Source organism: Chryseobacterium sp. UF-290, assembly GCF_058245615.1.
This window is the reverse complement of record NZ_JBSICB010000003.1, coordinates 151620-164424: the sequence shown is the minus strand read 5'-3', so window position 1 is coordinate 164424 and position 12805 is coordinate 151620. Positions and strand designations below refer to the sequence as shown.

Annotated in this window: 10 protein-coding genes; 1 reads left to right on the top strand and 9 read right to left on the bottom strand. The window is 37.3% G+C overall.

Going from position 1 to position 12805, the window contains the following annotated elements; all coding sequences use genetic code 11:
• Window positions 1–181: 181 nt before the first annotated feature.
• A complete protein-coding gene (locus AC4IF5_RS04685; protein ID WP_490732155.1) occupies window positions 182–2248 on the bottom strand; it encodes a M43 family zinc metalloprotease in 2067 nt (688 codons plus the stop codon).
• 99 nt (window positions 2249–2347) lie between these two features.
• Between AC4IF5_RS04685 and AC4IF5_RS04680 the strand changes: the two genes are divergently transcribed.
• Window positions 2348–2833 carry a hypothetical protein gene (locus AC4IF5_RS04680; RefSeq protein WP_490732153.1) on the top strand — a complete coding sequence of 162 codons (486 nt, stop codon included), beginning with the start codon at window positions 2348–2350 and terminating at the stop codon, window positions 2831–2833.
• Here the strand turns inward: AC4IF5_RS04680 and AC4IF5_RS04675 are convergent.
• From AC4IF5_RS04675 to AC4IF5_RS04640, 8 genes are all read right to left on the bottom strand, one after another.
• A complete protein-coding gene (locus AC4IF5_RS04675; protein WP_490732151.1) occupies window positions 2830–3498 on the bottom strand; it encodes a DUF6048 family protein in 669 nt (222 codons plus the stop codon). The genes AC4IF5_RS04680 and AC4IF5_RS04675 overlap by 4 nt on opposite strands.
• Window positions 3464–3940 carry a DUF6452 family protein gene (locus AC4IF5_RS04670; protein ID WP_490732149.1) on the bottom strand — a complete coding sequence of 159 codons (477 nt, stop codon included), beginning with the start codon at window positions 3938–3940 and terminating at the stop codon, window positions 3464–3466. Before AC4IF5_RS04670 ends, AC4IF5_RS04675 begins: the two co-directional genes overlap by 35 nt.
• 77 nt (window positions 3941–4017) lie before the next feature.
• Entirely contained in the window at window positions 4018–5424 is a 1407-nt protein-coding gene (gene rlmD / locus AC4IF5_RS04665) for a 23S rRNA (uracil(1939)-C(5))-methyltransferase RlmD (protein WP_490732147.1), read from the bottom strand.
• A gap of 108 nt (window positions 5425–5532) precedes the next feature.
• Window positions 5533–7062: a TlpA family protein disulfide reductase gene (locus tag AC4IF5_RS04660; protein WP_490732145.1), complete on the bottom strand. Its 1530-nt coding sequence runs from the start codon at window positions 7060–7062 to the stop codon at window positions 5533–5535.
• 308 nt (window positions 7063–7370) lie between these two features.
• The gene (locus tag AC4IF5_RS04655; RefSeq protein WP_185288546.1) at window positions 7371–8138 is read right to left on the bottom strand and encodes a succinate dehydrogenase/fumarate reductase iron-sulfur subunit; all 768 of its coding nucleotides are present in this window, start codon (window positions 8136–8138) and stop codon (window positions 7371–7373) included.
• Between the two features lie 24 nt (window positions 8139–8162).
• Complete coding sequence (locus AC4IF5_RS04650) at window positions 8163–10175, bottom strand: fumarate reductase/succinate dehydrogenase flavoprotein subunit (protein WP_490732143.1); 2013 nt, start codon at window positions 10173–10175, stop codon at window positions 8163–8165.
• A gap of 15 nt (window positions 10176–10190) precedes the next feature.
• On the bottom strand, window positions 10191–10853 hold the full coding sequence (locus AC4IF5_RS04645; RefSeq protein ID WP_490732141.1) for a succinate dehydrogenase cytochrome b subunit: 663 nt from the start codon (window positions 10851–10853) through the stop codon (window positions 10191–10193).
• A 145-nt stretch (window positions 10854–10998) separates the two neighbouring features.
• The gene (locus tag AC4IF5_RS04640) at window positions 10999–12771 is read right to left on the bottom strand and encodes a ComEC/Rec2 family competence protein (RefSeq protein WP_490732140.1); all 1773 of its coding nucleotides are present in this window, start codon (window positions 12769–12771) and stop codon (window positions 10999–11001) included.
• Window positions 12772–12805: the final 34 nt, after the last annotated feature.

Sequence of the window (12805 nt, the reverse complement as noted above, 5' to 3'; positions counted from 1 at the left end):
TGAAAAAAGTAGTTTTTTTAATTCATACGCTATTTTTTAATAATTACACAAATCTAATAATTTTTTCACTTAAAAATTAATATATTCATTATTTTTTTGTAAAAATTTTACAATAATAATACATTCTATATATAAAAAATCCTCAGGAGGACCTGAGGATTTTTTATTATTTTAATTATTATTACTTTTTGATGAATTTAGATTTGAATTGCTCAATTCCCTTTTCATCTATCGTAATTATGTATCCACCTTTAACTAAAGTTGAAACGTTAATTTTTCCATTATTTACATTTCCACTATTTACCAGCTGTCCGGCAGTATTATAGATTTTGTAAGATGCTTTATCTGAAACTTTAGTTACATTTAAAACGTCACTTACAGGGTTTGGATAGATAGCAAATTTATCTTTAGTCACTTCATTTGTTGATAATAGTGAACTTAAGCTAAATGCTCTGGATTCTGTATCTCCAAACAGCCCTCCTTTACAAATCAACTGATTGGTTGAAGTTCTCAATTCATAATACCCTGGCACAAGTCCTAGTGAAGGATATTCAAAACTTAATCCATCACCTTCTTCATCATTGATTTGAAACACATAACAATCATTATTATTTAGCGTCCATGTCTGATTTACAAGCGCAGGGCTAGTTGAATTAGTGTATGGTCCTCCACTGTAAAGAGTTGCTCCCGCACTGTTTTTAAGGGTCCAGGTAGTTTCAGTTCCCCAATAGTCCAGCTGTAACTTAAAGTTCACTGTAGTTGTATTGAATGCCGTATCCAAAGCAGGATTAACAAAAGTTCCTGTCGCTGAATTATTAGTCGCTCTTTGATCAGCGCCTCCATTCGCAGTAACGATAGAAGCAGTAACAGTTCCGCTAGGTGTAGAAGCTGCCACAGGAACAGAGAATGTGTTGAATTTATCCTGAGTTAAACTTCCTGTCCATTCATAGGTTTGTGCAGCTCCTCCATTTACAGAATAAGAAACTATAGCCGATGTCAATGTTGAAGTACCTCTGTTATAGATTGTCAATTTTAAAGTAGGAGCAACAGACGTTGTAGGACAAGCTGCCAGGTTATTACATCCTCTTTCAATTTTAATTTCAGCATCTACCGGGAACAACGCGATTGGCTGCTCAGCGATTGAAGTTTTCAGCTCAACTCTTCTTGGAGAATTATCCATTACCGCTCTCATTCTCGTTTTTTGGTTAAGCGTGAAAATATTCATACAAGCATCCGGAGTATAGTCCATATAATTTTCAATCATGTCATTACCTGGATCCGCAGGACAAGAATCAATGGTTACACAATTATAATTCGCGTCGGCAGCAGCTGGTGTATCAAGACAGTAATCATTATTACTGTCAGTAGCATTTACAACACATGATGCACTATCACCCCAAATATGTCTAAGTCCTAACCAATGCCCTACCTCATGGGTCATCGTTCTCCCTTTATCATACCCTGCATATAATAAGAAAGTACCATCATTATAAGTACTGCTTCCGAATGCACCGGCAGCCGCAACAACACCATCAGTTGTAGCTAAACCTCCATTCGCATTCAAACCACCTAAACCGGAGTTTGACGGAAACTGAGCATATCCTAAAGTAGTTTCATCAGCACCTTCGAAAGCAACGGTCCACATATTCAGATATTTTGTAGTATCCCAGATTGTTTCCGGTTTTACATAGTCATCAATTGCAGCCATCGTCCATCCTGATCTACATAAGTTCACCCGGTCAATACCATTTGTAGGATTACCATTAGGATCAACTTTAGCCATTGCAAACTGAATTTCAACATCAGCACCCACAGCATTTGTATTATATCCAGGAGTTCCTACAGCTTTACGATAATCATTATTTAAAACTGTAATTTGCGAAACAACCTGCGCATCTGTAATATTCGGATAAGAACCAAGGTTTTGTCCGGAATGAATAACGTGAACAACAACAGGAATCGTAATGATATTACCATTTTGAGATTTGTTAGCTTTTGCTTTCTCTACAAGCGGAGCCAACCATGATTCGAATTGTTCCTTAGACAGTCTTCCAGGAAACTTACCCTTCAAATACTCTTCATACTCATCGCTAGAACACCTTTCGTATCCGTGCGATTTTGCCAATTCTTCTGCCTTAGTAGCTACAGTTACTTTTTTTACCACCTTATCAGTACTTTGGGCACTCAATCCTAAAGCGCAAAATATAGGCAACAAAAATGCAACTTTTAAAAATGTAGTTTTTTGCATTTCTTAATTTATTATAATTATTTACAAATATATTATTTTTTGGCACAATTTTTAATACCAACTACAAATAAAGTGAACATTTTACAACGATTAACCAAAATGAAGGTAAACTTATTATTATTAATATTATTTTTTTTCACCAACATTAAATGCATTTCACAACAAAAAACAGAAATTAACAAAAATATATCAAATATAAACCCCGAAAAACAAAAAATTGAAAAAGTAGAATTACAAGAACAAACACGGGGAACAAACAGAATAATTACCTTCGAACCTACATTTTTTAACATTTTTTTTAACGGAAATACGACAAAAACAGAATTATCAACTATTGACTGGGAAAATATCACGAAACAGGCAAGCCTAATTGACCTGTCAAAAATCTCATCATATGAATCACCGACAACAGGAAGGTTTTCTGACCGGGCATTATCCTGTACAATAATTATCACCTCAGAAGGGAAAACTTATAAATCGTCAACTTTTGACGCAGGAATCCCTCCAAAAGAATTAGAGGGATTATATCAATTGTTAAAAAGTAAATCTGGAATAATTAAAAGATCAACACCTAGATTTCGTTAAAACTTATAGGCAAGATTCCATGCAAATCCCATATTGAATTTTGAGGAACTTTTTCCGAAGCCAGGAACGATCATAGGAGAAATATTCTCCTGTTTGGACGTATAGACCCAATATCTGGGCTGAAGATTCACATCAATATAGAAGTTGGAGTTAAATAGCTGTACTCTCCCTCCTAAAGTACCTTCCAGCCAAAAGGTAGACTGAGATGATGAAGGAAATGCTTCAGATGAATTGCTTCCTCCAAATCCCCGAACGGGAATTGCCATATATTCCTGATTGTAAAATGCTCCGGCAAGTTTCCCACCAACATAAAATCCATTGAACTCGTTTTCCGCATCTTTTGCCAGCATATAAAATGCTCCCAACTTTACGAAAGGGCCATTTACCTTAGCATCATAACCATTCTTCTGGTAAATATTCTTTTCAAAACCGGCTTCTGCGATAGCATGAATATTTCCTTTAATTTTTGAAGAAATAAATCCCTGATACAGCTTCCTGTCTGAAAAAAAGCCCATACCGGAATTCAGGACATCAAAGCCAACCATAAAATTAGGCTCATAATTCCAATGCTCTTTTTTTTCTTCTTTTTTGTCTTGCTTATCCTGTGCCCAGCTTATTATTCCTAATAAACTAAAAAAGAAGGTAAAGATTAGTCTTGTCTTCATTCTCTATTTGATTTTGTCCTTCTGCCAAACCTACAACAGGATCAGGAGTTATTAATTCTGCTTTTAAATTCTCATAATACTTTTTGATTCCACATCCGGGAGATACATAAGTAGACTTCGTGGTATAATTGATTCTCACTTTGGATTCCGCACCTGTGTTTTCTAATCTAAAATAGACATCTGTATAAGGTGAATCATCTACCCTTAAAGGAATTACCCTTGAATCTATTTTTGTCATTTTTCCCAGCTCTACTTTTCCTGCACCATAGTCTACTGCCACATAAAGCGAGTCCAATGTTTTCTCCTTCCCTGATTCTGCCGTTCTGAAGGCTACTTTCATTCTGGGAGTTCCTTCACCGCTTTCACAGATATCATCATCGCCACCACAGGAAAAAAGCATTCCTAAAAAGCAGATCACTATGAGAAATTTAAAATATTTCATCTGTATATTTTTATTTTTTATTTGTCAGATGGAACTTGCGTTTCATATTAAGATTTGAAATTCAAATTTAAATAAATTTATTTTTTCACCAATAATGCAATATTCTCAACGTGATGGGTCTGCGGGAACATATCTACAGGCAATATTTTCACTACATGATAATGGTCTTTCATCAGGGCAAGATCTCGTGCCTGTGTTGCAGAATTACAGCTTACATAAACGACCTTTTCAGGAGAAAGCTTTAAGATCTGCTCTACCACTTTCTGATGCATTCCGTCTCTTGGAGGGTCTGTAATCAATACATCTGCTTTTGGATGATTTTCGAGAAACTCATCATTAAAAACATTTTTCATATCCCCACAGTAGAAAGTACAGTTGGTAAGACCGTTCAATTCTGCATGCTCAATAGCCGCATCAATAGCTTCCTGAACGGATTCTATACCTATTACCTGCTTTGCATTCCTGGCTACATACTGGGCAATGGTTCCTGTTCCCGTGTACAGGTCATAAACCACTTCATCTCCTTTTAAATCCGCAAACTCCAGGGTTTTTCTATACAACTCCAAAGCTTGTTTATAATTGGTCTGGAAAAAAGATTTCGGTCCTATCTTAAACTTTAGTCCGTCCATTTCCTCCATCAAATATCCCTCTCCGGAGTAAACATTAATATCCAGGTCATAAATGGAATCATTCTGCTTCGGATTGATAGCATAGACCAGTGTTTTAACCTGCGGAAACTTCTCTAAAAGAAACTCGAAAAGTTTCTCTCTGTTTTCTTTTTCTTCTCTGTAAAGCTGGAAAAGAACCATCCATTCGCCTTTGGAGTTCTGCCTCATCATTAAGGTTCTTAAAAATCCTTCATGATTTTTCACATCAAAGAAATCCAATCCGTTTTCTACCGCGTAGTTCTTCACTGCCAAACGAAGCGCATTGGAGGGATCTTCCTGAAGGAAACATTCTTTAAGATCCAGGATCTTACTCCACATTCCCGGAATATGAAACCCCAAAGCATCTTTACTTCCGAAATTTTCTTCAGAGCTGATTTCGTACTGAGTAAGCCATCTCGCATTGGAGAAAGAGAACTCCATTTTATTTCTGTAAAAGTACTGCTCTTCGGAACCCAGAATTGATACGGTTTCGAAATCCTCGATACCTCCGATCCTCTTGATATTGTTGTATACTTCTTCCTGTTTAAAGTCAAGCTGTTTTTCATAGCTCATATTCTGCCATTTGCACCCTCCACAGGTTCCGAAATGCACACATTTAGGTTCTGTTCTGAAAGGGGACCTTTCCAATACATCTACAGCCTCCCCTTCATAATATTTGGATTTTGCTTTTTTTACTCTGACGTTGACCAAATCTCCCGGGATCGCCCCTGAGACCAATACTGTTTTGCCGTCTTCCGTTTTACCAATGGCTACTCCTTTTGCACCGGCAGTCAGCAATTTAATATTTTCAAGAATTAAATTTTTCTTCTTTCTCATTCCACAAATTCTATTTTTTCTAATATGAAACCTCTCCGTTTCATCCTGCAAAAATACAATAAAAAAAACCTTATCCGGAGATAAGGTTTCGATCTATGTTAAAGTTTATTATTTTGCTTTAGCCGGTTGAGGATTTGCTGGCTGCTGTACAGAAGGATCAATTTGCAACTGAGGCTGCATCTGCATAGAAGGATCAACCTTTGGTGCTGAAAGACCGGTCAGCTTATCCAAAATGGTTACCAGCTCCTGTTCTCCTAAATTCACAAAAGATCTGCTGGCAATTTTACCGTCCTTATCTATGATTACAAAACAAGGTAGCTTGAACCCGTACACTCCATATTTCTTGGCTATATCAGATTCCATTCCTTTCTCACCGTATACATTAACTCCCGGGATCCCTTTTAATAAAGAGTTGCTTGTTTTTACAAACTGATCTTTAGTATCGTCTACGTTTACAAATACAAAGTTCATTTTAGATTTATAGAAGTTAACAACTTCTTTTAATACCGGTATTGTACCTTCACTGATATAAGGATTCCATGAAGCGTAGAAGAATAACATATAAGGTTTGCCTTTGTTTTCAGAAAGCTTATAAGTTTTTCCATCCTGCTTTACCAAAGGTGCCTCAGGAGCAGTGTCTCCGATCTTAAGTCCGGTGATTGCTACCTGCATTTTCAACAGGTCACTTTTTATTGTAGCATCCTTAATATCTGTATCGATAAGTTTTTTGATCTTGTCAATATTCTTAGCAGGACTTGTAGGATGAATGTCTGCCTGAGCCATTACAAATGCCAAAAGATAATCTTTTGCCGTCTGAGAAAGATCTTTTTTCGTTTTTAAATACTGAGCAAACATCTCTGAAGTGGTAATATCTGTTTTTCCCTTGCTGTTCGCTTCAGCATATTTCTGGAAATCAGGAGTCATTTTTACAAGAAGATACTGTCTGTAAAGCGGAATTGTTTTTACCATGGCCTCCTTGTCACTATCCAATTTAGTCTCATAATCCTTAAAAGCTTTAGAAGCCTTGTAAGATGGGTTTCCGGACATTGGTCCGTGTGACATTTCATAGTTGGCCAATAAATTAAGGATAGTCACTTTAGCATCATTTTTCTTCCATTCCAAAAGCGCTTTGCTAGGATTATTTTTCTGAGCAAGATCTTCTATATTCTTATTAATATCAGCTTCAACTTTCTGCATTCCTTTTACGAATGCATTCTCGTCTCCGCTCATCAGTGCTCCCAGGTTAACCTTATTACCATATTCACCCAAAAATTTCTGAGTTGCCGTAAGGAAATCGTTATTCTTTTTAGCATCTCCTGTAATCACATATTCATTAGGGAAAGTCATGGAATTACCTGAGATATTTACCTTTTGTCCTCCTTCAAGGTAAATCAGGTTTTGTTTATTTGCATAGTTGATCACATACATTCCATCTTTGGGAGCCTCAAAGCTGCCTGAAAAGTTGCCATCTTTATCTAAACCTATATTAATCAAAGGTAAGGTTCCTACTCCCGAAGCTTCTACGAATTCAATTCTTTCTAACGGTGAACTTCCAGTAATTTTTCCTTTTACCTCAACTTTTTTTGAACAAGACATCACAAAAGCTGTGATGATAAACAATAAAAGATATTTTTTCATTTCAATTTTAATATTATACAAAAATAAGCTTTTTAGGGCTTCTTAATTCACACTGATTATTTTTTTTGAAAAATTTATTATACCCGGTAAAAAGGGAAATTTCAAATACATTATCCAGCTATTCCTTACCGGTAAAAAACCGTCTGAAATGTTCCTTATGATACAATTCAACGGCCCTTCAAATATATACTTATTAAGTAAAGAATACCAAGGCTTATCAATAAGTTAACAAACTTTAACAGGAAAATGACCTGTACAAAAAAATCGCCTCCGAAATGAAGACGATTTTTTATGTATTTGAATCAATTCTATCCCTGATCTACAAGAGCAGCCATGTATTCTCTGTTCATTCTTGCGATATTCTCAAGAGAAATACCTTTAGGGCACTCGATTTCGCATGCTCCGGTATTTGAACAGTTTCCGAATCCTTCTTCGTCCATAGCCTTTACCATATTCAGCACTCTTCTTTTAGCTTCTACTCTACCCTGAGGAAGTAAAGCGAACTGAGATACTTTGGCTCCAACGAATAACATTGCAGATCCGTTTTTACACGTAGCTACACAAGCTCCACACCCGATACAAGCAGCAGCATCCATCGCTTTGTCCGCATCTTCTTTAGGAACCGGAATGGCGTTAGCATCCAGTGTATTACCGGAAGTATTCACAGAAATGAAACCTCCTGCAGCCATTACTCTGTCGAATGCGCTTCTGTCTACCATTAAGTCTTTAATAACAGGGAAAGCGGCACTTCTCCAAGGTTCAATAACGATCGTTTCACCATCTTTGAACATTCTCATGTGAAGCTGGCAAGTAGTAATACCAGTATCCGGACCGTGCGCTCTACCATTGATGTAAAGTGAACACATTCCGCAGATCCCTTCACGACAGTCGTGGTCAAAAGCGATAGGTTCTTTTCCTTCGTTAATTAAGTTTTCGTTCAGAATATCCAACATCTCCAGGAATGAAGAGTCTGTAGATACATCTGATATTTTGTAGGTCTCAAACTGACCTTTAGATTTATTATTTTTTTGTCTCCAAATTTTCAGCGTAAGATGTAAGCCTTTTTTTGCACTCATAATGTTATATTTATAGGTTGGAGATTATTTGTAACTTCTAGTTTTAACCTCGATGTTGTCATATATCAGTTCTTCTTTGTGCAACACCTCTTTATTGATGTCGCTTCCCTGATATTCCCAAGCTCCGACGTATTTGTAGTTTACGTCATCTCTTTCCGCTTCTCCATCCGGAGTTGCATGATCCCAACGGAAATGTCCACCACAAGATTCTTCTCTGTGCAGTGCATCGATAGCCATTAATTGTCCTAATTCCAGGAAGTCTGCCACTCTGAATGCTTTCTCAAGCTCAGTGTTCATACCTTCTCCTTCACCAGGTACTTTTACGTTTTTCCAGAAATCGTTTCTTACTTCTTCGATTTCCCTGATCGCTTCAGCTAAACCTTCCGGAGTTCTTCCCATACCTACTTTATTCCACATAATGTGTCCAAGTTTCTTATGGAAGTAATCTACTGAATGAGTTCCTTTATTATTGATGAAGAAATCAATTTTATCTTTAATTCCTTTTTCAGCTTCGTTAAACGCTCCTGAATCAGTAGGAATGACTCCTGTTCTGATATCCGCAGAAAGGTAATCTGCAATTGTATAAGGTAATACAAAATATCCGTCTGCAAGACCCTGCATCAATGCAGAAGCACCAAGCCTGTTGGCTCCGTGATCAGAGAAGTTAGCTTCACCGATTACGAAACATCCGGGGATTGTAGACTGAAGGTTGTAGTCAACCCATACACCACCCATTGTATAGTGTACCGCAGGGTAGATCTTCATTGGAGTTTTGTAAGGATCATCAGCTGTAATTTTTTCGTACATTACAAACAGGTTACCATATTTCTCCTCCACCCACTTTTTACCAAGGTCATAGATCTGCTGATCTGTAGGGTTATGAATATGTTTTTCGATAGCGGCTTCTCTACCTTTTTTCATGATCTCTGTAGAGAAATCCAGGTAAACCCCTTCTTTAGTGTCATTATTTTCGATTCCGTATCCTGCATCACATCTTTCTTTAGCTGCTCTTGAAGCAACGTCTCTCGGTACAAGGTTACCGAATGCCGGATATCTTCTTTCCAAATAATAATCTCTGTCTTCTTCTTTGATATTTTCAGGTCTTAGCTTACCTTCTCTGATCGCTACTGAATCTTCGATCTTTTTAGGAACCCAGATTCTTCCTGAGTTTCTTAATGATTCAGACATCAAAGTTAATTTAGACTGCTGAGTTCCGTGAACCGGGATACAAGTCGGGTGAATCTGTACATAGCAAGGGTTTGCGAAGTAAGCACCTTTCTTGTGAATTTTCCAGGCTGCGGAAACGTTTGATCCCATTGCATTGGTAGAAAGGAAATAGACGTTTCCGTATCCTCCTGAAGCAATTACTACAGCGTGAGCAGAGTGTCTTTCGATCTCACCTGTAACAAGGTTTCTTGCGATAATCCCTCTTGCTTTTCCGTCAACAATGACAAGGTCCATCATTTCATGACGGTTGTACATTTTGATCCTCCCTTTACCGATCTGACGGCTCATTGCAGAATATGCACCTAACAATAGCTGTTGCCCCGTCTGTCCTTTTGCATAGAAAGTTCTTTTTACCTGAACTCCACCAAATGAACGGTTATCCAGCTGACCGCCGTAATCTCTACCAAAAGGTACCCCTTGAGAAACACACTGGTCAATAATATTTGCAGAAACTTCTGCTAGTCTGTAAACGTTAGCCTCTCTTGCTCTATAGTCCCCACCTTTGATGGTATCATAGAATAATCTGTAGGTAGAATCACCGTCTCCCTGGTAATTCTTAGCGGCATTGATCCCTCCCTGAGCTGCAATAGAGTGCGCTCTTCTTGGTGAATCCTGATAGCAGAACGCTTTTACGTTGTATCCCTGCTCAGCTAAAGTAGCTGCTGCAGAACCTCCTGCCAAACCTGTACCTACAACAATAATATCAATCTTATCTCTGTTGTTTGGTGCAACAAGGTTCATATGGTCTTTATGATTTTTCCATTTATCCTTTAAAGGACCTGCTGGAATTTTTGAATCTAACTTACTCATACTAGTATATTGATATTATTGAGTTATAAAATGAAAAATTGCGATGAAAATAAATCCTGCAGGAATAAGGATAGAATACCATTTCCCGAAAGCCTTGATCACCGGCGTATATTTTGGATGTCTTGCTCCGATTGACTGGAATGAAGACTGGAACCCGTGAGCCAGGTGTAATCCCAATAATACAAAAGAGATCACATATAAAGCCACTCTCCAAAGATCAGCAAACTTCTCATGAAGCTCCGGCCAGAAGCGTTCTGCATCGGGAGTCATCCCATCTACATACTTATAATTAATTTCATGTAGCCAGAAATCATATAAGTGAAGCGCCAAGAAAGCCAACACAACGGCTCCTGAAATAATCATATTTCTGGACATCCATGAAGAGTTCACAGATGCGTTGTTTGCTGCATACTTTACCGGACGTGCTTTATTGTTCTTGATTTCCAATACAAATCCCATCACGAAATGGAATATTACTGCAAAGCCAAGAACAGGCTGCATTAAGAACTGCACAAAAGGATTATAGCCCATAAAGTCAGATGCTGTATTGAAAGCATCCCTGTTAAGGACTGATAACAAATTGGTTGTCAAATGCAGTATAAGAAAAATCAGCAAAAACATAGCTGATAATGCCATAGCGTATTTTCTACCTATCGTAGAACTCGTTAAACCTGCCATATAAGTTTAAATTTGAATTTCCACAAAATTAAGAAATGTTAACAATATCGAAAAGTGAGAAATCTCACAATTAGCCAGTTTGTAATCTTTCTAAATAAGAGCTTAATACGTTATAAATAAAGGAAAAATATAAAAATGGAAAACATTATTTTATAGCATAAACCTGATTCCTGAAAACCACCTTATGCACCGAAGGCGGGAAAGTTTTTATTTCAAATATACTTACCCTTCTTGAAGAGCAATAAGGTTTAACGATAAACTGCAAAGCTTTATCATAATCTGCACGATCTGTAATCCAGAAGCATACTTTAGCACCATTCTTTATGGAAAGAGCTTTATTCTTACCTAAAGTATGGAAGAGTATTTCTTCTTTTCGGTTTTCAAAGGCATTACATCCGGTCCTTATTATTAAAAATAATACAACAGTCATCACCAGCCTTACAGCGTTTCTAAAATCAAACTTCAAAATGGCAAACCTACACAGATATATGATCACTGACACTGAAACGATCTCAATAAGATTCATAGGTATATTTTCAAAAAACAGGACATCCACCTCAGCCAACCAATGTATCACTTTCAGCAGGACCTGGATAATAAAGTCATAAAAATTCCGGATTAATCCAAAATCAAGATTGATAGCAATAAATGCGGTCATCAGGAAAGAAAACACAATAATCACTTCTGAAAAAGGAACAATAATAAAGTTGGCAATAATTGAAATAAATGAAAATTGGTGAAAATAATACAGTACCAGCGGAAGTGTTGCCAACTGTGCAGATAAGGATATGGTAATCGTATTAAAAAACAACTTCTTAAAATAATTATCCTGTCTCGGAAAATGTCTTAAAAGCGGCTGGTTCAGCCAAAAAATCCCTAATACCGCAACAAAGCTGAGCTGAAATCCCACATCAAAGAACTGCTGTGTATCCAAAACAAGAATGATAAGGGCTGACAATGACAGGGAATGCAGCAGATCCGGTTTTCTCTGGAGCAATACGAAAATGAAATACATACTGAGCATAATACAGGAACGCAGCACTGAGTTTCCAAATCCTATGAACCCAGCAAAGAGCCAAATACATCCTAAACTAAAAATTATAGCATACTTTCTGAGCCGTAAGGGAATAAAGTATACCATCATAAAGTAAAAAATTCCAAAAATGACCACAATATGAGTCCCTGAAATTGCCAGAAAATGAATGAGCCCCGATCTGTTAAAATCCTGGACAGTATCAGCATCCATCCCTGTTCTGTCTGCAAGAATAATTCCTTTTAAAAATTCTTTGGTCTTTCCGGACATTTCCGCCTGGTCAATTTTTTTAAGGACCTCAAACCTGTATTGCCGTACCCTGTCTGCAGCATTTAGATCACTCCGTTCTGCTGAAGCAATGCTCTTTGAAAGATAGATCTGGTACTCAATGTTTTTTCTTTTGAGATATCGGGCATAATCAAACTGAGAATCATGTTGCGGAGCGTGAGGCCGGGTAATAAAGGCTTCAGATCTGTAATAATATGTAAATTCCAGGTCCTGGCTGATTTTTGGGAGATAAAAAACTGAATTAAAACTTCCGCCTTTGGTCTGAGCAACACCTTCATATTTTTTATACTTCTCACTTGAATTCAGTTTTTGAGTGATCCGGAAAACAACAATTTCCTTATTCTTATCCAATGGATTGAAACCTGAAGAAGAAGCATTAAAGAAATGAAGAATAATCCCTGCACAAAAGAACAAAAGCCCTATCAAAACTGCTTTGACCCTATGCAAGAAATAGGAATGAAAAAACAGGAAAACCGAAAGCAACAACCCCAGCAGCATAGTCAAATAAACCGATGTATCAGCCAATACAATTCTATCCTGAAAAACGATTCCAAGAATAAAGCATATGGCAAGAATAAGGAGAGGCTGTTTATGCAATTTCCAATCAATTATTTCACCAATCTATGAAATT